The organism is Rhizobium sp. NXC24, from assembly GCF_002944315.1.
In the GTDB taxonomy this organism is placed as follows: domain Bacteria; phylum Pseudomonadota; class Alphaproteobacteria; order Rhizobiales; family Rhizobiaceae; genus Rhizobium.
Window position 1 is genome coordinate 2,681,729 of the sequence record NZ_CP024311.1, and the last position, 24,306, is coordinate 2,706,034.

Sequence of the window (24,306 nt, forward strand, 5' to 3'; positions counted from 1 at the left end):
TGATATACAAAAATATATGACGACATCGGAACCAAGCTGGGATTTCTATCGCACCTTCCTCGCCGTACTCCGCCACGGCTCGCTTTCGGCTGCCGCCCGGGATCTCGGTCTGACCCAGCCGACCATCGGCCGTCATATCGACGCGCTGGAAGAAACCGTCGGCGCCGAGCTTTTCACGCGCTCGCAACAAGGCCTTCTTCCGACGGACGCTGCCCTCGCCCTCCGACCCTATGCGGAAACGTTGGCCAGCACGACCGCCGCCCTACTCCGCGTCGCTTCCGGTGCACACGATAGGGTCAGCGGCACCGTGCGCATCAGCGCCAGCGAGGTCATCGGCGTGGAAGTATTGCCGCCGATCCTGGCTGGGCTGCAGGCCGCGCATCCCGATCTTGTCATCGAACTCTCCGCCTCGGATGCGGTGGAGGACTTGTTGCTGCGAGAAGCGGATATCGCGGTGCGCATGGTCGCGCCCACGCAGGATGCCCTGTTGGCCCGCCGTATCGGCACCATCTCCCTCGGCTTGTTCGCCCATCGCAATTATCTGGAGCTATACGGCGAGCCCAAAAGCATCGGTGAGTTGCGCCATCACAAGCTGATCGGTTTCGACCGACAGACCGCTTACATCCGCACGATGTTGAAGCGCTATCCCATGCTGGACGGCATCTCTTTTGCCTTCAAGTCGGATAACAGCATCGCTCTGCACAACGCGTTGCGCGCTGGCATCGGCATCAGCTTCTACCAAATGCCGCTTGCGAAAAGGGATGAGGATCTTGTCCGGCTGCTGCCCGAAATCGAGTTACCGCTCGACACCTGGGTCGCCATGCATGAGAATCTGAAGGCGTCACCGCGCTGCCGCGTGACGTTCGATGCACTGGTGAGCGGATTGCTGGACTACGTCAAAACCGACACAGAGCAGAAAAGATCATGACGACGAGCAATCCGGTTGAACTCGTGCTGTGTGATCCCGATTGGCCGGCAGCTTTACGCAGGCCATAACGTTTAGGCGCCGGGAGCCGTATCGACAGGCGGGAAACGGACCTTACCGTCGACAACCTCAGTTTCCGGTCGGTCGCCGCCATCGGTATATTCTTCGTGCCATTTTCCACGCTCGTCCTGCCAACTGATCTCGGCCGAATCGCCGCCGACCTGCTGCTCGGCCGCCACGATCCTGGCCGCCTCCACTGCTTCGGAATGAGTCGGAAATGCCTCGGAATAGACGTCGCCGAAACGATATGCCCATCCTCCATCATGTGGCACAATTTCGTAAGTGACCTTGACCATTCACAGCCTCCTTCTCATCTGCCAAGACCTTCGGATCCGAGTACTACCCGGCAGGACCGCGGTCCATCTGAGACGATTTGCAAGGATGCCGCGATATTGGGTTGGGCAGACCGATCGAGATAGTATTCCATTAAACGGCGCGGACTGCAAATCTTGTCATCTCCGCGCATGCTTGATGTGCGAAATCATTGATTTAGACTGAGAAAGTGAATCCGTGCGAAAGGTGAGGACTTGGCAATATCGAGCTGGCTGAAGCAGGAAAAGTTCCTGATCATCGCGTTTGCAATCGCTGTAATCGCCTATCTCGGTGAGCATACGTTGCTAGAAATGGGGCGGATCGCATCCCTGTTGGCCGCCGTCGCATTGATTGCAACCATCGTACTTGTCTCGATGCGCGTTGCCCACCACGCCGAGATTCTGGCGACGAAAGTCGGCGATCCTTATGGCACGATGATCCTGACGCTGTCGGCCGTCGCCGTCGAAGTGATCATGCTGGCAATCCTGATGGGCGGCGAAAGCTCGCCGACGCTGGTGCGCGATACGATCTATTCCGCCGTCATGCTCGACATCAACGGCATCCTTGGCCTTGCGGCGCTGATCGGCGGCCTGAAGCACGGCGAGCAGCCCTATAACGACGATTCCGGCAAGACTTACGGTGTCATGATCCTAACGGCCATGGGCATTTCGATGATCGTGCCGGAGTTCATCCCCGATGTGAAATGGCACTATTACTCCGCCTTCACCATCGTGGCGATGATCGCGCTCTACGGCCTCTTCCTGCGCATGCAGGTCGGTCAGCACAGCTATTTCTTCAGCTACAGCTATCCGCGCGCCGAGAAGAAACATGGCGCGCATGAGGATCATCATGGCGAAGATGCCACTGCGATCTCCATCGTCACGATCCTGATCGGCGTCGTGCTGATCGGCGGGCTTGCCGAGTTCATGTCAGCCTTCATGGATGTCGGTCTAAGGGATAGCGGCGCGCCGCCCGCGATCGCGGCCATTGTGGTCGCCGCCATTTCCGCCGCCCCCGAAATCCTGACCGCACTGCGCGCGGCACTACGAAACCGCATGCAGGCGACTATCAACATCGCCATGGGCGCCTCGCTCTCGACTGTCATCCTGACCGTGCCGGTCATGGAGGCGATCGCGCTCTATACCGGCCAGCCCTTCATCATGGCCATGTCGCCGGTACAGACCGTGATGATCATGATCACCTTGATTGCCGCCGCGATCAATCTCAACGACGGCGAGACCAATGCCATTGAAGGGATGACCCACTTCATCCTCTTCGCCACCTTCATCATGCTGACGGGATTGGGGCTTTGAGCCTGATTTCAATGACTTGCACCGACAGGCGGACTCAAATTGCGAAGCGCTTGAATCAGTTGATGAACCCGAAGCCATCGGCCTGAACGCAAAAAGCCCGCCATCTCTGGCGGGCTTTCATTTGACTTATCTTCGACTGCTTACTTGCAAGCCGCGCAGAAGCGCTGGATGCGGCGGCAAGCTTCCTCGAGAAGATCTTCCGAAGTCGCGTAGGAAATGCGGAAGTTCGGGCCGAGGCCGAAGGCCGAACCGTGGACGACGGCGACGCCTTCCGATTCCAGGAGTTCCGAGACGAAGTCTTCGTCGGTTTCCATGACCTTGCCGGTCGGCGCGGTCTTGCCGATCAGGCCGGCGCAGGACGGATAGACGTAGAATGCGCCTTCCGGAACCGGGCACGAAATGCCCTTCGCCTGGTTCAGCATCGACACGACGAGATCGCGGCGGCCTTCGAAGATCTTCTTGTTGCGCGGAATGAAATCCTGCGGACCGTTCAGCGCTTCGACGGCAGCCCACTGCGCAATCGAGGTCGCACCCGAGGTCTGCTGACCCTGGATCATGTCCATCGCCTTGATGAGCTGCAGCGGGCCGGCAGCATAGCCGATACGCCAGCCGGTCATCGCATAGGCCTTCGAGACGCCGTTCATCGTCAGCGTGCGGTCGTAGAGGCTGGGTTCGACCTCGACCGGCGTGGCGAACTTGAACTCGCCATAGGTCAGGTGCTCATACATGTCGTCGGTCAGAATCCAGACATGCGGATGCTTGACCAGCACGTCCGTCAGCGCCTTCAGCTCGGCATGCGTATAGGCAGCACCCGACGGGTTGGACGGTGAGTTGAACATGAACCACTTGGTCTTCGGCGTGATCGCCTTCTCAAGGTCGGCAGGCTGAAGCTTGAAGTTGTTCGCCTGCGTCGTTGCGACGAAAACCGGAGTGCCGCCGCAAAGCGCCACCATTTCCGGGTAGGATACCCAGTAAGGCGTCGGGATGATGACCTCATCGCCGGCGTTCAGCGTCGCCATGAAGGCGTTGAACAGGATCTGCTTGCCGCCGGTGCCGACGATCGTCTGCTCCCAGGTATAGTCGAGATTGTTCTCGCGCTTGAACTTGGCGGCGATCGCCTTGCGCAGCTCGGGGATGCCGGAGACCGGCGTGTACTTCGTCTCGCCGCGGTTGATCGCGTCGATGGCGGCTTTCTTGATATTGTCCGGCGTATCAAAATCCGGCTCGCCGGCGCCGAGGCCGATCACGTCGCGGCCTTTTGCTTTCAGCTCGCGCGCTTTTTGGGAAACGGCGATGGTGGCAGAAGGCTTTACACGGGAAAGAGCGTCGGCAAGAAAGGCCATGATGATCGGTCCTAATCGGTTGAAGTGGGCAGAAAGCCTGTGGACCAGATTTCTGCGCTAAGCTCTATGTCGAATGTAGCCCGCTGTTTCAAGCACAAAGGCGTCACAGTGACGTTATTTCGAAAGCCGTAGACGGCGCGCCACACGTCATCGTTGGGCTGCCATACGCCCGCCATTTTCCGAAACGAAGCTCACCCACACGCTCCGGCTGAATGGAGCGAATGAAAGGCGGACAGATGCGAACGCTCTGCCCGACGGTTGAATCATTTTGTGGGGCGGCTGATTCAAGCTCTCAAGTCACCGGAAATTCTTCACGAAAATCATATAGATCGTCATACATCTTGATTGCCACAAATTAGCCTTAACAAATGCTTTACGGCGCCGCAATTCGGTCCTGAAGGAGCCCACCTCTCACACTTTTATCGTGCAATCGGAACCAGTAACGCAGGGGGTAGCCATGTTTCTGGGTGACGAATGCACAACCGAGCGCCTTAGGGCGCACAATCTCATCTCTTCCTTCTCGATCGCAATAACAACATTGGCCGCATTGGCGGTCATGATGCTGAGTCTCATCACCACCGCACGCGCCGAAATCGCCGACCAGGCCGGCCAATCCGGCCGGCAGCTCGCCGGCCTCGTTCGCCCGAACGACGTCAACAGCGGCTCGCTGCTCTTCCCATCCAAGGAGCCTGGCTATTATGTCGAGGCACCGCGCCTGAAGACGGATGTCGAAATCGACGTCACCGGCCCGGTTTCCCGCGTCAAGGTTACGCAGCGGTTCCAGAACCCGAGCAAGGGCTGGGTCGAAGGCACCTATGTTTTCCCGCTGCCGGACAATGCAGCCGTCGACACGCTGCGCATGCAGATCGGCGACCGCTTCATCGAAGGCCAGATCAAGCCGCGCCAGGAGGCCCGGCAGATTTATGAGGATGCCAAAGCCCAGGGCAAGAAGACGGCCCTGCTCGAACAGCAGCGGCCGAACATCTTCACCAATCAGGTTGCCAATATCGGCCCCGGCGAAACCGTCGTCATGCAGATCGAGTACCAACAGAGCGTCCATCAGTCGTCCGGCGAATTCTCGCTGCGCTTCCCGATGGTCGTCGCGCCGCGCTATAACCCGCAGCCGATCGTTCAGAGCGTCGAGTTCAACAATGGCACCGGCTTTGCCGTGCCGCAGGACCCGGTGCCGAACAGAGAGAAGATCGAAGCTCCAGTTCTCGATCCGCGTGAAAATGCCAAGATCAATCCGGTATCGCTGACCGTCAACCTCAAGGCCGGCTTCCCGCTCGGCGAGGTAAAGTCCGCCTTCCACGAGATCAATATCACTGAGAACGGCGAACAGAACCGTGCGATTTCGCTGAAAGGCGACTCCGTGCCTGCCGATCGCGATTTCGAGCTGAGCTGGAAGGCGGCTCCAGGCAAGACGCCGAGCGCCGGCCTCTTCCGGGAAATGAAGGACGGCAAGACCTATCTGCTCGCCTTCGTCACGCCCCCGACGGCACCGGATGCGACGACGGAGCAGCCGAAACGCGAGATAGTCTTCGTCATCGACAATTCAGGCTCCATGTCCGGCCAGTCGATCGAACAAGCCCGCGCCAGCCTGGCGCTTGCGATCTCCAAGCTGCAACCCGGCGACCGCTTCAATGTCATCCGCTTCGACGATACGATGACCGACTATTTCCACGGTCTCGTCGCCGCCATACCGGATAACCGGGAAAAGGCGATCGCCTATGTCGATGGCCTGACCGCCGCTGGTGGCACGGAAATGCTCCCGGCCCTGTCGGATGCACTCCGCAATCAGGGACCGATCGCCAATGGCGCGCTCCGCCAGGTCGTCTTTCTGACCGATGGCGCGATCGGCAACGAGCAGCAACTCTTTCAGGAGATCAGCCAGAACCGCGCCGAAGCCCGCGTCTTCACCGTCGGCATCGGCTCCGCACCGAACACCTACTTCATGACCAAGGCCGCCGAAGTCGGTCGCGGCACCTATACCGCAATCGGTTCGCAGGATCAGGTGGCCGAGCGCATGGGCGCATTGTTCACCAAGCTCGAAAATCCGGCGATGACCGACATTGCTGCCAGCTTCGACAATGCCAAGGCTGACGATATCACACCCAATCCGATGCCCGACCTCTATACCGGTGAACCGGTGGTGCTGACAGCCGAGCTCTCCGACGCACAGCCGAACGGCAAGCTGCAGATATCAGGCAAGACCGGCGCCCAGCCCTGGCGCGTCGAAATGGACATCGCCAATGCCGCCGAAGGCAAAGGCATTTCGCAGCTTTGGGCGCGCCGCAAGATCGACGATATCGAGGCTCGCGCCTATGAGATTCAGGATCAAGGAGCGCTGGACAAGCAGGTCGAAGCGGTGGCACTCGCCCACCACCTCGTCTCACGCGTCACCAGCTTGGTCGCCGTCGACGTCACGCCCTCCCGCCCCACCGACCAGCCGCTTGGTTCCGCCAAGCTGCCGCTCAACTTGCCCGCCGGCTGGGATTTCGACAAGGTCTTCGGCGAAGGCGAAGCTCCGGTCACTGCGCCCAGCGGCGAACGCAAGGCCTCGGTCGAGCCGATCGGCACGACCGATGAACAGGCTGAAGCAGATCAGGCCGATATTAACGGCGCCATGCTTCCCAAGAACGGCTCAGCAAGGCGACAGTCCGCGCTGGCAAGCCAGATTGCCGCCGCGCCGACACCCGCAACCGCCGGCATGATCGCCCGCCAGGCCACATCGAGTGTCAACCTGCCGCAAACTGCGACACCGGCCGAGCGGAACATCCTGATCGGCCTGACCTTACTTGTTTTCGCGGCGATCGCGGCGGGGCTGATGCTGCTGCGCCGCCGAGTCTTTGGATGGTGATGTGATGGGAGGGGAAAGCACTGCATTTTCCCCTTCTTCTCCCCTCGGGAAGAAGGCATTTACACGCCTCGAAAAGCTCGCCCTCGCCTGCATCGCCGCCCTTGCCGTGACAGGCCTGACCTTCCTCGGCAACGGCCTCTATATGAAAGCCAAGGCCGAGCTTGCGCAGATCCTGCTGAAACGCGCCTTCGCCGCCGAGCCTCGTGGCGAGGATGCAAAGCCGTGGCCCTGGGCGGATTTCACCACCGAGGCCGAGGTCCGCGCACCCCGGATCGGTGCGGAAGCGATCGTGCTTGCCGGCGCCAGCGGCCAAGCGCTGGCTTTCGGGCCTGGATGGCTGACGAATACGCCACAGCCGGGCGAAGAAGGCACCGCCGTCATTGCCGCCCATCGCGATACACATTTCCGCTGGCTGCAGGATATCAAACCGGGCGATCTGATCGAAGTCACCCGCCGCGACGGTAGGATACTCACCTTCCGGGCCGGTCAGGGCCGTGTCGCACCATGGGACCGGAACGGCATCGATCCCGCCACGCCCGGTCGTCACCTGGCACTCGCCACCTGCTGGCCATTCGGCGCCGTCACGCGCGGGCCGCTGCGTTATATCCTTGATGCCGAGTTAGTGGACACCGCCAAACAAACGGCTTTACTGGACACAAAGACGTTACCCTCGCCGTAACGCGCCTTGAACAGCAATCCGCTCGTCCCACGTTGCATAAACAGTTCATCGAAGGGAGGAGACGGATTGAAGCGCCTTCACAGAACGGGATATTGCACTGTCCTTGCGGCTTCCGCGCTGCTGATGGCGAACGCCGCCCTTGCCGATCCGGTCAAGACGATCGGCACGCAGAAGGTCAAGGTGAAGATCGAGACGATCGCGAGCGGCCTCGACCATCCTTGGGCCGTCGAAGTGCTGCCGGATGGCGCCTACCTCGTGACGGAGCGACCGGGCCGGATGCGCGTCATCCGTGATGGCCAGACGTCGGCTCCGATCGCCGGTGTGCCGGATGTCTATGCCCGCGGCCAAGGCGGCTTGCTTGACGTCGCCCTCGATCCAAAATTCGCCGGCAACCGTACCATCTATTTCACCGCTTCCATCGCCGCCGGTGGCGGCAGCGGCACGGCAGTCTTCCGCGCGGTCTTATCGCCGGACGAACGGCGCCTGACCGACGTGAAACGCATTTTCGTGATGAACAAGATGTCGCGCGGCAGCATCCAATATGGCTCGCGTATTGCGGTCGCTAAGGATGGCAGCCTGTTCGTCAGCCTCGGCGACCGCGGTGAACAGGACCGAGCCCAGGATTTCCAAGACGATGCCGGTTCGATCATCCATATCGGGACTGACGGCAGCATTCCCGCCGACAATCCGTTCAAGGATGGCGCAAAGGCCCTGCCGGAAATCTGGTCCAAGGGGCATCGCAATCCCGAAGGCATTACCTTCGACGCTGCTGACGGCAAGCTCTATACGGCTGAACACGGCGCCAGAGGCGGCGATGAAATCAACACACCGGAGGCGGGCAAGAATTATGGCTGGCCGGTCATCTCCTATGGACGCAACTATACCGGCACCAAGATCGGCGTCGGTACGGCAAAGAAAGGCATGGAACAGCCGCTTTTCTATTGGGACCCGTCGATCGCGCCCGGCGCCATCGCCGTTTACCGCGGCAAAATGTTCCCGGAATGGAAAGGCGATTTCCTCGTCGCCGCGCTGAAATTCGAGCTGTTATCGCGCCTCGATCGCAACGATAGCGGCAAGGTGACCGAACGCGAGCGCATGTTCGATGGAGAATTCGGTCGGTTGCGCGATGTCGTGGTCGCGCCGGACGGAGCGCTGTTGCTCACGACGGACGAAGACGATGGCGCGTTGCTGCGTGTTTCCAGGGCCGCGGAATAATGCAGGCCGCCGCTAATGGCCTTCGCGCTTGCCCTGAGGAAAAGCAACTGCTAACGGTCGGTCTCCCCTTTCCTCCCCCTCCCGTAGGATGCAGATGACTCGCATACAGGCGAATTTGGTGTTGTTGTTGGCTGCCGCCATCTGGGGCGGCGGCTTCGTCGCGCAGTCGACGGCGATGAAAGCCATCGGGCCGTTCTGGTTCATCGGCCTGCGCTTCGCCGTTGCCACCATCGTTGTCCTGCCCTTTGTCTGGATGGAAAACCGCAAGGCCAAAAAACCGCTGACGCGCCGGAACTGGCTTTCCTTCTTCCTCATCGGCGTTGCGCTCTTCGGCGGAGCGGCAACGCAGCAGATCGGGCTTTTGACGACGACCGTCACCAATTCCAGCTTCATCACCGGCCTCTACGTCGTTTTCGTGCCGCTGATCGCCGTCGTCTTCCTGCGCCGGCCGCCGCATTGGATCGTCTGGCCGGCGGCGCTGACAGCGCTCGGCGGGATATATCTGTTGTCCGGCGGCTCCTTTTCACGGCTGACGGTCGGCGATTTCCTGACCGTCATCTGCGCCCTCTTCTGGGCAGCGCAGATCACCCTCGCCGGCTCCTCCGTCAGCGAAACCGGCCGCCCGCTCGGAATCTCCGCCATGCAATTTGCGGTTACCGCGATCGCAGCCCTTGCGGTCGCCGTGATTGCCGAGCCGATCAGCTTCGCCGCCATCCAAGCAGCACTGGGCGAAATCCTCTATGTCGGCATCTTCTCGTCCGGTCTTGCCTTCGTGCTTCAGGTTATCGGCCAGCGTTATACAACCGCGCCCCAGGCTGCGATCTTCCTCTCCTCCGAGGCTCTGTTCGGCGCCTCGCTGGGCAGCCTGCTGCTCGGTGAAACCATGGGCCCCCCGGGCTATGCCGGCTGCACCCTGATGTTCATCGCCATGCTTGCGGTGGAGTTGGTGCCGGAACTCGTCCGGCGGCGTAGCATCGCAGCGTGAAAATTGTTGAAAATACGCGTTATGGCTGTTCTACGCCGGCCTTAATGAATTTTTTTCGAATGATCCGAAAGATGGATTTTGGCTATATCATTTGGGAAAATTTCGCCAAAATTATATCGCAAACGATACAAAAACCTTAGAAACTAGTTGTCGGCGTGGGAAAATTTGCGATTCGCGCTAACACACTTGCATTACGGCAGTGTGCTCTCCGGAACACGTTAAAAAACTTTTGCTTGCCAATTCCCGATAAACACAGCACTCTCAGCGCTGTTCGGGCATTTTTAGAGCATGGGAAGTCCTTAATAAAGTTGCGCGCCGGAAACGCTAAATTATTCCGGTCAGCTTGGTTGAGAAACGATGCGCGAATTCGCTTCGAAACCACGCCGAGGTATAGGGGACCTTTTCCTTCAAATTGCGAGAACTGCCTGCAAGCGCCCGCAAGGGCAATACAGCAATGCTGCCCGTGTGGATGGTGGGCAGAGAGAAAAGGACCTGAGGCATGGCCGAGACTGGCACTGTAAAGTTTTTCAATACCGATAAGGGCTTCGGTTTCATTAAACCGGACAAGGGTGGCGCGGACATCTTTGTGCACATTTCCGCAGTACAGGCTTCTGGTCTGGCAGGACTGTCAGAAAACCAGAAGGTAAGCTTCGACACGGAACCGGATCGCCGCGGCAAGGGACCGAAGGCTGTCAATCTTCAGATTGCCGGCTGAGAGCGCCTTACGGCTGTCATTCGAGTTGAAGCCCGGCAGTGATGCCGGGTTTTATCATTCAGTCTGCATTCAGCTTGCCGTGTCTAGTGTGTCCTCCATAAAGATTGGGAACTACGGTCTTCCGGTTCCCCTTAGAGGACAGACTCATGAACATGCTCGGCAAATCCCTCCTTATGTCCGCCATGGCTGCAGCCCTGACGCTGACATCCATGTCTACCGCTTCGGCCGATGACCGTTGGCATCATCACAACGGGGAAGGTTGGGCAATTGGCGCGGCAGGCCTCGCCACCGGCCTCATCGTCGGCTCCGCAATTGCCAGCCAACCACGTTATGTCGAACCTGATCCGGTCTACGTCGATCCCGACTATGCGGCGCCCGCGCCTTATTACTATCGCGCGCCACCGCGCCGCGTCTATGTCGAGCGTGATGTCGGCTATTACGCACCGCAGCCCGTCGGCCTGCGCCCCTGGTCGTCCCAATGGATGCGTTATTGCTACGACCGCTACAGCAGCTTCGACGGCCGCAGCGGTACCTATCTCGGCTATGACGGCATGCGCCATTTCTGCACAGCCAATTAATCCCTGTGCAAGCTGATGTCTCGAAAGGAAGCGCCGCCATCGAGCGGCGCTTTTGTTTTGGCGTCAAAGCCCCCGCAGGAAGGGATTGGTGCGCCGCTCTTCGCCGATCTGGCCGCCGGGGCCATGGCCGCAGATGAAGCCAACATCGTCACCCAGCGGAAACACTTTGTCGCGGATCGACTCCAAGAGCTGCTGGTGATTGCCGCCCGGCAAGTCGGTACGGCCGATCGAGCCGTGAAACAGCACGTCGCCGACATGGGCGAATTTCTGCGTTCTGTTGAAATAGATGACATGACCCGGGGCATGGCCGGGACAATGGAAGACCTCAAACTCATGTTCGCCGAAGGAAACCTTGTCACCGTCCTTCAGGAAACGATCCGGCACGACGTTGCGAACGCCCTCGATGTTGAACATCTTGCTCTTCGCCTCGATATCCTGCAGCAGCGGGCGATCATCCTCATGCGGGCCGATGACCTCCAGACCCAGCGCTTCCCGAAGTTCGTCGGCGCCGCCGGCGTGGTCGATGTGACCATGCGTCAGCCAGATCGCCTTCAGCACGATGCCATTTTCGCGCACCGTCTGCAGGATAACATCGACGTCACCGCCGGGATCCACCACGACTCCCTCCTTCGTTTCCGGATCGAACAAGATGGTGCAGTTCTGTTCGAAGGGTGTCACCGGAATGATGCCGGCCTGGAGCATGCCCATGGGAAGCGCCTCGTCTGTTGAATGCATATCCCGCCGATATAATCCCAAACACCGGGCAAAACAGCCCCTCCTCCCCGGAAAATGCCGAGACTGCGAAACAGCGCAGCGGAACCCTCCGCCCCTGCGAGCGTTTGCACAGGTAGGCTGCCAAAGCAGAGGAGAAAACCAATGTTCGCAAAGAGAAACTTGCTGCTGACGGGCCTTGTGCTCCTGGGCAGTGCCGGGCTCGCGCAAGCGCAGATGTCGGCGACAACTGCGACCGATCTCAACGTCCGCACCGGCCCTGGTCCGCAGTACCCGAGTGTCGGCATGGCAACCCGCGGCTCTGAAGCGACCCTCGACGGCTGCATCCAAGGCAGTAGCTGGTGCCGCATCGATGTCAATGGCATGCGCGGCTGGGTGGATGCTGAGGCCCTGAGCGTTGAGCAGAACGGCAATCCGGTGGTGGTAGAGGAGCATTACAGCCAGCTCGGCGTACCGACGATTACCTATACCGAAACCGATCAGGGGACGACGGGCAGTGTTTCCCCCTCACCGGACGACGAGCTGATCGGCCCGGTCAGTGAGGTCGATGCCGTCGCCCCGCCGGCGGAAGTCCGCACCTACATTACCCAGAACCGGGTCAACACCGTGCGCCTGCGCGGCAACGTCGTGGTCGGCGCCACCTTGCCGCAAAGCGTCGTCATCCACCGTATCCCGGATTATCAATACAGCTACGTGGAAGTGAACCGCCAGCCAGTGCTGGTCGATCCGAATACCCGCCGCATCGTCTACGTGTATCAATGATTCACGGCCACTAATCGACATTCCTCAAAATCGCCGGCGGCCAAAGGGCCGCCGCTCTTTTTGCGCGGACTTTCCCGCCGATTATTGCAGAATTCTCCCGTATGAGTTGCCTTCCTGTTTTCACCGGCCGATACATGATGTATTCCTAATATCGACGAGGATTACCGCCACTCCCCAGGCATGAGCAGGGATGTGGCAGAGGGCATTCCGGAAAGGGCTTCCGGAACAAGGGGGAGAAGGTAATCATGGAAAGTCTGGGGCCAATCATCACACAACTGATCGCCGGCGCAATCGGCGGTAACGCGGCCAGCGCCGCCCTGAAGCAGGAAGGGATCAATCTCGTCGCCAGGACGATTGCCGGCGCCGTCGGCGGTCTGGGCGGCGGCCTCATCCTCAACCTGATCGGCAGCGAAGCGCTGACGGGCATTATCGCACAGGGCATCTCCGCGCTCATCGCCGGTGGTGTGCTCTCGGCGATCGTCGGCGCAGTTCTCGGCCGGAAATAAGACGAGGTGTCGGATAGAATAAGAGCCGGGGGGACCAACCCCGCCCGGCTTTTATGGGCTATTCTGAGGTCTTATGCGGCGGCAGCCGCAGTCGGATACACTTCCTTCATATAATCGTTCATCAGCGTTTCGCTGATCGATGCCGGCGTGAAGCGATAGGGGCCGATTTCCGAGACCGGCGTCACTTCCGCTGCCGAGCCTGTCAGGAAACATTCGCTGAAATCAGGCAATTCTTCCGGCATGATCGCCCTTTCGATAACCTGCAATCCACGACGTTTGGCAAGTTCGATCACCGTCTGGCGCGTAATGCCGTTCAGGAAGCAATCCGGCGTCGGCGTATGGATTACACCGTCCTTGACGAAGAAGATATTGGCGCCCGTCGCTTCCGCCACTTGGCCGCGGTAATCGAGCATCATCGCGTCGGCATAACCCTTGGCTTCGGCCGCATGTTTGGAGATGGTGCAGATCATGTAGAGGCCGGCGGCCTTGGAAGCGCAAGGTGCTGTCTTCGGATCGGGGCGGCGATACTCGGCGATGTCGAGGCGGATACCCTTCAGCTTTTCGGCCGGATTGAAATAGCTGCCCCACTGCCAGATCGCGATCGCGACATTGATGCGGTTGTTCTGGGCGGACACGCCCATCATCTCGCTGCCGCGCCAGGCGATCGGCCGCACATAGGCCTCGGAAAAGCCCTGGCGTTTCAGCAGTTCGATTGTCGCCGCATCCAGCTCGGCGACGCTGTAGGGAATTTTGAAACCGAGAATGTCGGCGGACTTGTGAAGACGCTGATTGTGCTCCGTCAGCTTGAAGACCCGGCCGCCATAGGCGCGCTCGCCTTCGAAAACTGCGCTCGCATAATGCAGACCATGGGTCAGCACATGAATCTTAGCGTCCTTCCAGGGCACGAATGCGCCGTTGAACCAGATCTCCCCATCCAGTTGATCAAAAGGAACCGATGCCATCTTGCTTCTCCTCCGGCGCCCGGACGCCATGACTGTTGATTGTTGTCCCCATTACGCATTATCCACGATGGAAGTGGGGAAAATATGAGACGTGTTGGAGTTTTGCGCAGCCGGGCTTAGTTTCCAAATATGGCCATATCCGTCCGGGCGGCGCAAGATCGGCGAAAACTAGCAGCGGCGCAAAAATACGTCAATAAAGCTGACATATTTTTGCATAAGTTTCCCGATTGCCCCAAAATAGGAAAGGAAATGCCAAGGTGCCACGACTGACGAGCCCAAAAGCAGTAAAACCGGAGCTGCTGGCGACGCCGATGGAGAATGCGGGGATCATCGATTTCGAGATTATCGAGCTGCTTTTCTTTGCCTATCGGGACTTCGTGTCCGATCCCGACCAAATTCTGGACAAGAGCGGATTCGGCCGCGCCCATCACCGCGTCGTCCATTTCGTTAACCGCGAACCCGGTATGACGGTTGCGGACCTGTTGGAAACATTGAAGATCACCAAACAGAGTTTGGCGCGGGTTCTCAAACAATTGATCGATTCAGGGTATATTCATCAGGTGGCCGGACCTGAGGATCGTCGGCAGCGCAAGCTCTATCCGACACAAGCCGGCCGAGATTTGGCACTGGCGCTGGCCGAGCCGCAATCGCGCCGTATTGAACGGGCATTCGAAGGCGCGTCCGATGCGACGCGCGAAAGCGTCAAAAGGTTCCTGAGGGGAATGCAGGACTGAGCCATGGTCTCGAACCGAAGAGCCGCAAAGCGGGGTTTTGGACAAGACCATCTCAATCAAACGGATAGAACAAGATCGAGACGGATTGAATGACAACAAAAACAGCAATTTCGGACGATGCAGCGCACCTCCTGGTCGTGGATGACGACACGCGTATCCGCGCCCTTCTCAACCGTTATCTCATGGAAAAGGGATTCCGGGTGACGGCCGCCGCCGATGGCGCCGAGGCCCGCCGTAAGCTCGAAGGGCTCGATTTCGACCTGATCATCATGGACGTGATGATGCCCGGCGAATCCGGAATCTCGCTGACGGCAAGCCTGCGCGCCATCAAGAGCATTCCGATCATCATGCTCACCGCCCTTGCCGAGTCCGAAGCCCGGATCGCCGGACTGGAAGCCGGCGCCGACGATTATCTGCCGAAGCCTTTCGATCCGCGCGAACTCGTGCTGCGCATCAACAATATCCTGCGCCGCAACGCGCCGGCCGACGCGCCGAAGATCGAACAGGTAATGTTCGGCCCCTATACCTTCTCGCTGACCCGCAAGGAGCTGAAGAAGGCCTCCGAGCTCATCCGCCTGACCGACCGGGAGCAGGAAATCATGCTGCTTTTTGCCAAGCGCGCCGGCGACACGATTCCCCGCCACGAACTGATCGGCAGCGACGCCGAAGTCGGCGAGCGCACCATAGACGTGCAGATCAACCGCCTGCGCCGCAAGATCGAGGACGATCCGGCCAACCCCATCTGGCTGCAGACGGTGCGCGGCATCGGCTATCGGCTGAGCATAGATTAATTTCAATTCCCTGGGATCAGCGGCGATGGTGACATTCGACTCGATCAGACGCGATCAGGAGCACATGCCCTCCAATGGCATGCGCTGGCTTTCGCGCTGGTGGCGGCGACGGCTGCCGACCGGCCTTTATGCGCGTACGCTGCTGATCTTCATCCTGCCCATGATCATCCTGCAGGCGGTCGTCACCATCGTCTTCATGGAGCGCCACTGGCAGATGGTGACGCAACGCCTGTCGATGGCCACCACCCGCGACATCGCCGCCGTCATCGACATCATTCAAACCTATCCGCAGGATGCCGACTATTCCCAGGTCGCGCAGATGGCTCGGCAAAAGCTCGACCTCGCCATCTCCATCGAGCCGGGCGGCGAACTGCCACCGCCGCGCGAGAAGCCGTTCTTTTCGATTCTCGATGGCATCTTGAGCGACGAAATCCGCGACCAGATCAATCTCCCCTACTGGGTCGACACGGTCGGAAATTCGAGCCTCGTCGAAATCCGCATCAAACTGCCGGACAAGGTGCTGCGCGTCTTTGCCAAGCGGAGCCAGACCTACGCCTCGAATACACATATCTTCATTCTTTGGATGGTCGGCACATCGCTGGTGCTGATCGGCATTGCCGTCTTGTTCCTGCGCGGCCAGATACGGCCGATCCTGGCGCTGACGCAGGCCGCCGAGAGTTTCGGCAAGGGCCAGCGGCTGGAGAACTATTCGCCGCGCGGCGCCGACGAAGTGCGCCGCGCCGGTCTCGCTTTCATCCTGATGCGCGAGCGCATCGAACGGCAGATCGAACAGCGCACCGCGATGCTTTCCGGCGTCAGCCATGACCTGCGCACCGTGCTCACGCGCTTCAAACTGCAGCTCGCCCTTGTCGGTGATAATCCCGATCTTGTCGGCCTCAGCGAGGACGTCGAGGACATGCAGAGCATGCTGGAGGGCTATATGGCCTTCGCCCGGGGCGAGGCGGAAGAGGATGTCGGCAAGCTGCGGCTCAGCGATATCCTCGACAAGGTCGAACAGGACTTCTCGCTGCACGGCAAATCCATGAGCTTTTCCATCGATGGCGACAATGAAATCTCCGTCCGTCCGAATGCCTTCACACGGCTGGTGACAAACCTCGCCTCCAATGCGCGTCGCTATGCACATACGCTACGTATCGAAGCTAAGCACAGCCCCAAATGGCTGACGATTAATTTCGACGACGACGGCCCCGGCATTCCCGTCAATGCGCGAGAGGATGTGTTCAAGCCGTTCTTCCGGCTGGACGAGGCGCGCAATCTCGACAATTCCGGCACCGGCCTCGGCCTTGCCATTGCCCGCGATATCGCTCGCAGCCACGGCGGCAATGTCACGCTCGGCGACAGCCCGTTGGGTGGCCTGCGCGCCACCATCCGCATTCCCGCTTGAGGACCCAAGAGAGGACATTGCATGCCGATCGACATCAACGACATGCATTGGCTCAATCTGCCGCCGGCCTGGGAAATGAATAACGGCCGGCTCATCGTCCGCTCCGGCGACAAGACGGATTTCTGGCAGGGAACCTATTACGGCTTCCACCGCGACGACGGCCATTTCCTCGGTCGACATTGGCATGGCGACTTCACCGCCGAGATCACTTTCATCGGTCACTATCGCGAACTCTATGACCAGGCCGGCCTCATGGTCCGCCATGACGACATGCACTGGATGAAATGCGGGATCGAATATACCGACGACGCCAAGCATTTCAGCGTTGTGGTCACAGACGGCAATTCCGATTGGTCTGCCTTCCGGCTCGATCATGAGTTTGACGCCATGTCGGCGCGGGTGACGCGCAACGGCGACGCGCTTTTCGTTCAATACCGCACCGACAAGATGAACGAGTGGCGCATGGCCCGCCTCGCCTGGTTCGACCCTACGCTGGAAGACGTCGCCATCGGCCCCGTCTTCTGCTCACCGCAACGCGATGGTTTCGAAGCGGAGTTTCTGGATTTCATTGTATCGGAGCCGGTGTCGCGGGATATTCATTAACGTAAGACCTTCTCCGGGGGAGAAGGTAAAACTCACATCATCTTCCTGCCATTCGGCACAGGCTGGGTCACGGCAGCAAGCACGATCGCGCCGGATTCGTCCTCGAAGCCGAGGGTCAGCACTTCGGAGCGGACGGGACCGATCTGGCGCGGCGGAAAGTTGACGACGCCGAGGACCTGGCGGCCGATGAGGGATTCCGGCGTGTAATGCACGGTGATCTGCGCCGAGGAGCGCTTGATGCCGATCTCCGGTCCGAAATCGATCTTCAATTTGAAGGCGGGCTTGCGTGCTTCTGGAAAAGGCTCCGCCTCGATGATCGTCCCGACACGGATATCCACCCGCTCGAAATCGCCATAGGTGATCTCTTCCGCCATAGGCACACCCTCTGGAAATTTAACCGGCCAGTTCCTGCGCGCGCTTACGCGCTGCCTCCAGCGCCTCATCGAACAGAGGCTGCATGCCATCTTCCGCCATCAGAACGGCAAGGGCTGCGGCAGTCGTTCCGCCGGGAGACGTCACGTTCTGACGCAGTCGCGAAGCGTCATCGGGGGACTGATGCAACAATTCACCAGCCCCCGCGACAGTTTCCCGTGCGAGACGCATGGCGAGGTCCGCCTGCAGGCCGAGCTTCCGGCCCGCCTCCGCCATGCACTCGACGAGATAAAAGACATAAGCCGGTCCGCTGCCGGAAACGGCCGTTACCGAATCGATATCGGCCTCCGCTGGCACCCACTCGACCGGACCGGACACCTTCAAGAGATTTTGCACCAACTGGCGCTGGCGCTCGCCGACTTTGGCATTGGCAAACGCACCGGTAACGCCGCGGCCGACCATGGCCGGCGTGTTCGGCATTGCGCGCACCATCGCCGCTTCACCGAGATGATTTTCAAGAAAAGCCAATGTCTTACCGGCAGCAATCGACACCACCACCGTATTCGGCCCGATCGACGCCTTGAATGGCGGCAATACATCTTCCATGACCTGCGGCTTGACGGCGATGAAGAGAACGCCGGCGGTCACACCTGCGGGAACGCTGGTAACATGGCTCGCACCGGCATCGGCGATCAACTTCAGCATCGCCTCGGACGGCTTGGGATCCACGACGGTCACCGAGGAACCCGGCACGCCGTTCTTCAGCCAACCCGTCAACAGGGCGCCGCCCATGTTGCCGGCCCCGATCAGGATGATCGGATCGGAGGATGCGAAAGCGCTCGAGGATGCCTCAGTTGCCATATCAGGCTTCGCCCACGGTTTCGAAAAGTACGGCTTCCATGGCGCGGTTTGCGTCAAGGCCGGACCACACTACAAATTGGAAAGCCTGATAGTAAGCTTCGCAGGTGTCAAGAGCATTGGACAGCAACACTTCCACCTGCCTGTTGGTCGGCTCGGCGCCGCCGGAAAGCAGCAGCGACTGCCGGAAGATCACGATATCTTCCTGCCGCCACAGATCGAAATGCCCCATCAGCACCTGACCATTGATGCAGGACAGCAGCTTGATGACCTCGTTGACACGCGGATCAGGAACTTTGATGTCGAAGGCGCAGGCGATGTGCAGCGCCTCGAACTCCTCCATCCAGGAGAAGGAGACATGATAATCGGTCCACCGGCCTTCGACGGTCATGGCGATTTCATCCTCGCCGGACCGCTCGAACGACCAGTCATTATTGGCGGCCACGAATTCGATCATGTCGACCGGATTCGACTGTCGTTCGACTTCCATTTCCATAAGGCTCATGCAGCACCTTCTTGACCGGAATGAATGCAGTTTCCCCGTGCTCGAACACTGAAAAAACGCAAACAGTTTTACTCCGGAAACATACTCGGGATGATGTTGAACGGCCGCCAGACTAACGCATCCACCCTGCCCGGAGCTTACCAAGTCCGTTTCGAATCATCATTTAAAATCAGTGTATAACGGCATGCCCGGCATGCCAGCCCCTCATCGGAGATTTTGGCGAAGGGTGCTGTGGACAGCTCTTCCGATGTCTATTCAGAAGGGAGTCATAACTGACTCTGACGATTGGCTTTTTTGCCTGTGTCCACAGGTGGAAAAACTGTCGAAAATTTTAGAGGAAAAATGCGCGGCAGACGCGTGCCGCGCCGATTTCTCGCAAAATTAATTGCGATTACTTGCCTTCGGAGGAAAGACGCGCTTCCAGCGCTTCGATTCTTGCAAGCAGCGCTTCGTTTTCGTCGCGCGCCTTGATCGCCATTTCGCGAACGGCTTCGAACTCCTCGCGCTTGACGATATCCAGGCTGTTCAACCAGCGTTCGGCCTGGGCATTGAACGCCGTTTCGATCTCGCGGCGCACGCCCTGGGCAGCACCGGCGGCATCGGTCATCAGCTTGGCGAATTCATCCAAGATACGGTTCGGTCCAGTGCTCATAGTGATCTCCTTACGGCCGTCGGCCCCGAAAATGGACGGCATCATAGATGGGGCCAGATAGATCTGAGGTAAGATTTCCGAGGGTTCGATGCAAGCAAATTGAGATAGAGCGGGACAACCGGTGCCGTGGTGCGGGACACACGAATAATCGACTTGACCGTTTCATTAGCGAACGCCATGTTCCGCGCACATTGGATTTAGCATGCTCTTATCCAATAGCTGCGTCATAGCTTTGGGAATCATGCTCTAACGGACCCGACAATCTTGCTGACATCCGCCTACCTCGCCGCCATCCTGCCGTTTCCGGATATCGATCCGATCGCTTTTTCGCTCGGGCCGCTGTCGATCCACTGGTACGGCCTCGCCTATGTCGCTGGCATCCTGCTCGGCTGGTTTTATGCGAGACGGCTGGTCGACAACGGCAAACTCTGGCTGAACGACACAGCGCCGATGACGCGTGCGCATCTGGACGACTTCATCCTGTGGGTCGCCTTCGGCATCGTGCTCGGCGGACGCATCGGCTATATCCTGTTCTACGACCTCGATCCGGTGCTCGCCAATCCGATCCGCGCCATCGAGGTCTGGAATGGCGGCATGTCTTTCCACGGTGGATTGATTGGCACGACCATCGCCATGATTTTGTTTGCCAATCGCAACAAGATTCCGGTTTGGAGCCTGTTCGATATCGTCGCCGCCGTTGCCCCGATCGGTCTTTTCTTCGGCCGTATCGCCAATTTCATCAACGGCGAGCTCTGGGGCCGGACCACCGATGTGCCCTGGGCGATGGTTTTCTGCAGCCCGCATATCATAGCCGCTCACCAGGGCGTCTGCCCTGCCGGCCCTGATCCGCGCCACCCCAGCCAGCTCTATGAAGCCGGCATCGAGGGCATCGTGCTCTTCACCGTCCTCTTCATCCTCACGCGCTGGGTGTTGGCGCTGAAGAAGCCCGGCACCGTCAGCGGCGTCTTCGTCATCGGTTACGCCTTCTCGCGCATTTTCGTCGAATTCTTCCGCCAGCCTGATGAGCAGCTCGGCTATCTGCTTGGCACGAACTGGCTGACCATGGGCATGGTGCTCTCCCTGCCAATGGTCGCGATCGGCCTGTGGGCCGTTATCCGCGCCCGCCACGTTGCAGCCAGGCAGACGGCTTGAACTCTGGGTTTAATGTCGCATGATCCGCCCGAAAGCCGCTTCATATTTTTCGGGACCATGCTTTTGCGAGACCAAACGATGACGACCGCGCTCGGGGAAAAAATCAAGGCCATTATCCGTGCCAACGGACCGGTCAGCATCACCGACTATTTCTCGCTTTGCCTCGCTGACCCGCAGCACGGCTACTATAAGACGCGCGAGCCCTTCGGCCGCATCGGCGATTTCGTCACGGCACCCGAGGTCAGCCAGCTCTTCGGCGAGATGATCGGCGTCTTCATGGTGCACGCCTGGCAGCGCCACGGCACGCCGGCCAATGTCCGCCTCGTCGAAATTGGCCCTGGCCGCGGCACGATGATGGCCGACATGCTGCGCGTCATCGCCAAGCTTGCGCCGCCGCTCTTCGATGCGATGAGCGTGCATCTGGTCGAAACCAGCGAGCGGCTGCAGGGGTTTCAGCGCCAGACGCTCGACGCTCATGGTGACAAGGTTTCCTGGCATTCGGACTTTGACGAGGTGCCGGCGGGTTTCACCCTTCTAGCCGCCAACGAACTGTTCGACGCCATTCCCATTCGCCAGTTCGTCCGCACCGCCAACGGTTTTCGTGAGCGCACGGTCGGGCTCGACGTCAATGACGAGCTGAGTTTCACGGCCGGCGTCGCCAGCCTCGACCCCGCGCTTCTTCCCGCGGGGCCGCTTCCGCCGGTCGGCACGATCTTCGAAATCGCCCCTGCCCGCCAAGCGGTTATGACGACGATCTGCGACCGGCTCGCCGCCCATGGCGGCACTGCGCTCGCCATCGATTACGGCCATATGGCGACGGGCTTCGGCGATACGCTGCAGGCCGTGCGCATGCATGAATACGACCCGCCGCTGGATCATCCCGGCGAAGCGGACCTCACCAGCCATGTCGATTTCCAACATCTGGCCGAAACCGCTCTTGCTTCCGGCCTGCATATCAATGGATGCTGCCATCAGGGTGATTTTCTCATCGGCCTTGGGCTTTTGGAGCGGGCTGCGGCGCTTGGCCGCGACCACGATGCCGCGACGCAAGACAATATCCGTACCGCCGTGGAACGGCTCGCCGGCGCCGGCGAAGGCAAGATGGGCGAGCTTTTCAAGGTACTGGCCGTCTCCAGTCCGGCGATCGATCTTTTGCCCTTTCGTCCAGTCCGCTGATCAACGCTAGTGATCTCTGCGGATTGACAGAACGCGCATCGCTGGGCCAACATCCCGCTCAAATCGAACCGCTTCGCCACGGAAGCGTTATTTCCAGCACGAAAGAACATATCAAGGGACGCCGCATTGCCGACTCCGATCGAAAGCACGCTGCTGAGCGCCGCCAAGAGCGCCGGCATCCGCCACGGCTATTTCACCCGTGACGGCGGCGTTTCTGAGGGCCTTTATCGCGGATTGAATGTCGGCCTCGGCTCCAACGACAATCGGGAGCATGTCCAGGAAAATCGCCGTCGCGTCGCTGCCTGGTTCGGCCTGCCGCTGGAACGGCTCGCGACCGTTCATCAGATCCATTCGCCCGACGTGATCGCCGTCGACGCAAACTACGACGGCACGCGCCCGCAAGCCGATGCCATGGTGACGGCGACGCCAGGGATCGTGCTCGGCGTGCTCGCCGCCGATTGCGGCCCAATCCTCTTCGCTGATCCTGAAAACCGGGTGATTGGAGCTGCCCATGCCGGCTGGAAGGGCGCACTGACCGGCGTTCTGGAAAACACCATCGAAGCCATGGTCGCGCTCGGCGCCAAGCGGGGGATGATCACCGCCTGCCTCGGCCCCTCGATCAGCCAGGCAAGCTACGAAGTCGGCCCGGAATTCGTGGATCGCTTCATCGCTTACGACCCGGGCTATGCCAAATACTTCATTCCGTCCGAGCAGGCCGGTCACGCGATGTTCGACCTGCCGGGTCTGACGATCGACCGCCTGCGCAAGGCCGGCGTGACCGCCGAAAACCTCAATCTCTGCACCTATCCCGATCCCGACCGCTTCTTCTCCTATCGCCGCACCACGCATGCGAAGGAACCGGATTACGGTCGACAGATTTCCGCTATTGCCATCGAGGAGACGTTCTAAAATGGCCCTGCATTTCGAACGCAGTGAATTCGACGCCCGCCGTGCCCGCCTTCTCGCGAAAATGCAGGAAGAGAAGATCGACGCCATGCTGCTCTTCGCGCAAGAGAGCATGTTCTGGCTGACGGGTTACGACACCTTCGGCTACTGCTTCTTCCAGACGCTGGTGGTCAAGGCTGATGGTACGATGGTGCTGCTCACCCGCTCGGCCGATCTTCGCCAGGCGCAGCTCACATCGGTCATCTCCGACATCCGCATCTGGGTCGACCGCGTGAACGCCGATCCGACTCTCGATCTCAAGGAATTGCTGGTGGAGCTCGATCTCCTCGGCGCCCGTATCGGCGTGGAATACGATACCCATGGCATGACCGGCCGCGTCGCGCGCCTGCTCGACAACCAGATAGCCACCTTCGGCCAGATCATCGACGCTTCCTATCTCGTCAGTCGTCTGCGCCTCGTCAAAAGCCCGACGGAAATCGCCTATGTCGAGCGCGCCGCTGCGCTTGCCGACGATGCGCTGGACGCAGCACTTGCCCTGATCAAGCCCGGTGCCGACGAAGCTGACATCCTTGCCGCCATGCAGGGCGCGATCTTTTCCGGCGGCGGCGATTATCCCGCCAATGAGTTCATCATCGGCTCCGGCGCCGAGGCCCTGCTTTGCCGCTACAAGGCTGGCCGCCGCAAGCTGGATGCCAACGACCAATTGACCCTCGAATGGGCCGGCACCTATGCGCATTACCACGCCGCCATGATGCGTACGGTCGTCATCGGCGATCCGACTCATCGCCACCGCGAACTCTACAATGCGTGCCTCGAGACCATCCAGGCGATCGAAACCGTGCTGAAGCCCGGCCACACCTTTGGCGACGTCTTCGACATGCATGCCAAGATCATGGACGAGCGCGGCCTTGCCCGACACCGGCTGAACGCCTGCGGCTACTCGCTCGGCGCCCGCTTCTCGCCCTCTTGGATGGAGCATCAGATGTTCCATATCGGCAATCCGCAGGAGATCGAAGAAGGCATGTCGCTCTTCGTGCACATGATCATCATGGACTCCGACACCGGCACCGCGATGACGCTCGGCCAGACCTATCTGACGACCTCTCAGGCTCCAAAATCTTTGTCGCGTCACCAGCTCGAATTTCTTAACCGTTAGCAGCGTAAAATAGCGATCCTGAACGGGGTGACCGTCGAGGGAAAGGATC

The 24,306-nt window shown here is 59.7% G+C and carries 26 protein-coding genes; 18 read left to right on the top strand and 8 right to left on the bottom strand.

The window, feature by feature from the left end; genetic code table 11:
- Positions 1-16 precede the first annotated feature (16 nt).
- Positions 17-928 (top strand): LysR family transcriptional regulator, encoded by a 912-nt coding sequence (locus tag NXC24_RS13240; RefSeq protein ID WP_104823715.1) that lies wholly within the window; start codon positions 17-19, stop codon positions 926-928.
- A 71-nt stretch (positions 929-999) separates the two neighbouring features.
- Here NXC24_RS13240 and NXC24_RS13245 read toward each other — a convergent pair whose 3' ends face one another.
- On the bottom strand, positions 1,000-1,281 hold the full coding sequence (locus NXC24_RS13245) for a DUF2188 domain-containing protein (RefSeq protein ID WP_104823716.1): 282 nt from the start codon (positions 1,279-1,281) through the stop codon (positions 1,000-1,002).
- 231 nt (positions 1,282-1,512) lie between these two features.
- Here NXC24_RS13245 and NXC24_RS13250 point away from each other — a divergent pair, with 231 nt between their 5' ends.
- Positions 1,513-2,610, top strand: coding sequence for a calcium:proton antiporter (locus tag NXC24_RS13250; protein WP_104823717.1), 1,098 nt, complete (start codon positions 1,513-1,515; stop codon positions 2,608-2,610).
- A 140-nt stretch (positions 2,611-2,750) separates the two neighbouring features.
- Here the strand turns inward: NXC24_RS13250 and NXC24_RS13255 are convergent, their stop codons facing one another.
- Positions 2,751-3,953: a pyridoxal phosphate-dependent aminotransferase gene (locus NXC24_RS13255; RefSeq protein WP_104823718.1), complete on the bottom strand. Its 1,203-nt coding sequence runs from the start codon at positions 3,951-3,953 to the stop codon at positions 2,751-2,753.
- A 457-nt stretch (positions 3,954-4,410) separates the two neighbouring features.
- On the opposite strand from NXC24_RS13255, the gene NXC24_RS13260 reads away from it, so the two are divergent.
- The 6 genes from NXC24_RS13260 to NXC24_RS13285 all read left to right on the top strand — a co-directional run bounded on the left by NXC24_RS13260 (position 4,411) and on the right by NXC24_RS13285 (position 10,985).
- Positions 4,411-6,813, top strand: a complete 2,403-nt coding sequence (locus NXC24_RS13260) for a marine proteobacterial sortase target protein (protein WP_104823719.1) — start codon at positions 4,411-4,413, stop codon at positions 6,811-6,813.
- 4 nt (positions 6,814-6,817) lie between these two features.
- A complete protein-coding gene (locus NXC24_RS13265) occupies positions 6,818-7,492 on the top strand; it encodes a class GN sortase (RefSeq protein WP_104823720.1) in 675 nt (224 codons plus the stop codon).
- 123 nt (positions 7,493-7,615) lie between these two features.
- Positions 7,616-8,707: a PQQ-dependent sugar dehydrogenase gene (locus NXC24_RS13270; RefSeq protein WP_104825151.1), complete on the top strand. Its 1,092-nt coding sequence runs from the start codon at positions 7,616-7,618 to the stop codon at positions 8,705-8,707.
- Between the two features lie 94 nt (positions 8,708-8,801).
- Positions 8,802-9,692: a DMT family transporter gene (locus NXC24_RS13275; RefSeq protein ID WP_104823721.1), complete on the top strand. Its 891-nt coding sequence runs from the start codon at positions 8,802-8,804 to the stop codon at positions 9,690-9,692.
- 499 nt (positions 9,693-10,191) lie between these two features.
- Positions 10,192-10,407: a cold-shock protein gene (locus NXC24_RS13280; RefSeq protein ID WP_004116423.1), complete on the top strand. Its 216-nt coding sequence runs from the start codon at positions 10,192-10,194 to the stop codon at positions 10,405-10,407.
- 146 nt (positions 10,408-10,553) lie between these two features.
- Entirely contained in the window at positions 10,554-10,985 is a 432-nt protein-coding gene (locus NXC24_RS13285; protein ID WP_104823722.1) for a BA14K family protein, read from the top strand.
- A gap of 63 nt (positions 10,986-11,048) precedes the next feature.
- On the opposite strand, the gene NXC24_RS13290 is transcribed toward NXC24_RS13285, so the two are convergent.
- Positions 11,049-11,687, bottom strand: coding sequence for an MBL fold metallo-hydrolase (locus NXC24_RS13290; protein WP_104825152.1), 639 nt, complete (start codon positions 11,685-11,687; stop codon positions 11,049-11,051).
- A 174-nt stretch (positions 11,688-11,861) separates the two neighbouring features.
- Here NXC24_RS13290 and NXC24_RS13295 point away from each other — a divergent pair, with 174 nt between their 5' ends.
- Both NXC24_RS13295 and NXC24_RS13300 read left to right on the top strand, forming a co-directional pair.
- Positions 11,862-12,479 carry a DUF1236 domain-containing protein gene (locus NXC24_RS13295; RefSeq protein ID WP_104823723.1) on the top strand — a complete coding sequence of 206 codons (618 nt, stop codon included), beginning with the start codon at positions 11,862-11,864 and terminating at the stop codon, positions 12,477-12,479.
- Between the two features lie 245 nt (positions 12,480-12,724).
- Entirely contained in the window at positions 12,725-12,985 is a 261-nt protein-coding gene (locus NXC24_RS13300; protein WP_104823724.1) for a hypothetical protein, read from the top strand.
- Between the two features lie 71 nt (positions 12,986-13,056).
- On the opposite strand, the gene NXC24_RS13305 is transcribed toward NXC24_RS13300, so the two are convergent.
- Entirely contained in the window at positions 13,057-13,947 is an 891-nt protein-coding gene (locus tag NXC24_RS13305) for a branched-chain amino acid aminotransferase (protein ID WP_104823725.1), read from the bottom strand.
- 257 nt (positions 13,948-14,204) lie between these two features.
- Here NXC24_RS13305 and NXC24_RS13310 point away from each other — a divergent pair, with 257 nt between their 5' ends.
- The 4 genes from NXC24_RS13310 (at position 14,205) to NXC24_RS13325 (ending at position 17,480) form a co-directional block, all read left to right on the top strand.
- Positions 14,205-14,681, top strand: coding sequence for a MarR family transcriptional regulator (locus NXC24_RS13310; protein ID WP_104823726.1), 477 nt, complete (start codon positions 14,205-14,207; stop codon positions 14,679-14,681).
- Positions 14,682-14,770: 89 nt separating this feature from the next.
- The gene (locus NXC24_RS13315) at positions 14,771-15,472 is read left to right on the top strand and encodes a response regulator (protein ID WP_104823727.1); all 702 of its coding nucleotides are present in this window, start codon (positions 14,771-14,773) and stop codon (positions 15,470-15,472) included.
- Positions 15,473-15,497: 25 nt separating this feature from the next.
- Positions 15,498-16,877 carry an ATP-binding protein gene (locus NXC24_RS13320; protein ID WP_104823728.1) on the top strand — a complete coding sequence of 460 codons (1,380 nt, stop codon included), beginning with the start codon at positions 15,498-15,500 and terminating at the stop codon, positions 16,875-16,877.
- Positions 16,878-16,898: 21 nt separating this feature from the next.
- Entirely contained in the window at positions 16,899-17,480 is a 582-nt protein-coding gene (locus tag NXC24_RS13325; protein WP_104823729.1) for a DUF1349 domain-containing protein, read from the top strand.
- 32 nt (positions 17,481-17,512) lie between these two features.
- Here the strand turns inward: NXC24_RS13325 and NXC24_RS13330 are convergent, their stop codons facing one another.
- From NXC24_RS13330 to NXC24_RS13345, 4 genes are all read right to left on the bottom strand, one after another.
- Complete coding sequence (locus NXC24_RS13330) at positions 17,513-17,854, bottom strand: tRNA-binding protein (protein WP_028751650.1); 342 nt, start codon at positions 17,852-17,854, stop codon at positions 17,513-17,515.
- A 19-nt stretch (positions 17,855-17,873) separates the two neighbouring features.
- Complete coding sequence (gene proC / locus NXC24_RS13335; protein ID WP_104823730.1) at positions 17,874-18,713, bottom strand: pyrroline-5-carboxylate reductase; 840 nt, start codon at positions 18,711-18,713, stop codon at positions 17,874-17,876.
- Between the two features lies 1 nt (position 18,714).
- Positions 18,715-19,215, bottom strand: coding sequence for a YbjN domain-containing protein (locus NXC24_RS13340; RefSeq protein ID WP_104823731.1), 501 nt, complete (start codon positions 19,213-19,215; stop codon positions 18,715-18,717).
- A 391-nt stretch (positions 19,216-19,606) separates the two neighbouring features.
- Positions 19,607-19,867, bottom strand: a complete 261-nt coding sequence (locus NXC24_RS13345) for an accessory factor UbiK family protein (RefSeq protein ID WP_104825153.1) — start codon at positions 19,865-19,867, stop codon at positions 19,607-19,609.
- Between the two features lie 264 nt (positions 19,868-20,131).
- Between NXC24_RS13345 and lgt the strand changes: the two genes are divergently transcribed.
- From lgt to NXC24_RS13365, 4 genes are all read left to right on the top strand, one after another.
- Positions 20,132-21,019, top strand: a complete 888-nt coding sequence (gene lgt, locus NXC24_RS13350; protein WP_104823732.1) for a prolipoprotein diacylglyceryl transferase — start codon at positions 20,132-20,134, stop codon at positions 21,017-21,019.
- A 78-nt stretch (positions 21,020-21,097) separates the two neighbouring features.
- The gene (locus NXC24_RS13355) at positions 21,098-22,195 is read left to right on the top strand and encodes a class I SAM-dependent methyltransferase (protein ID WP_104825154.1); all 1,098 of its coding nucleotides are present in this window, start codon (positions 21,098-21,100) and stop codon (positions 22,193-22,195) included.
- Between the two features lie 126 nt (positions 22,196-22,321).
- Positions 22,322-23,104, top strand: a complete 783-nt coding sequence (gene pgeF / locus NXC24_RS13360; protein WP_199773478.1) for a peptidoglycan editing factor PgeF — start codon at positions 22,322-22,324, stop codon at positions 23,102-23,104.
- Between the two features lies 1 nt (position 23,105).
- On the top strand, positions 23,106-24,257 hold the full coding sequence (locus NXC24_RS13365) for a Xaa-Pro peptidase family protein (protein WP_104823734.1): 1,152 nt from the start codon (positions 23,106-23,108) through the stop codon (positions 24,255-24,257).
- Positions 24,258-24,306: the final 49 nt, after the last annotated feature.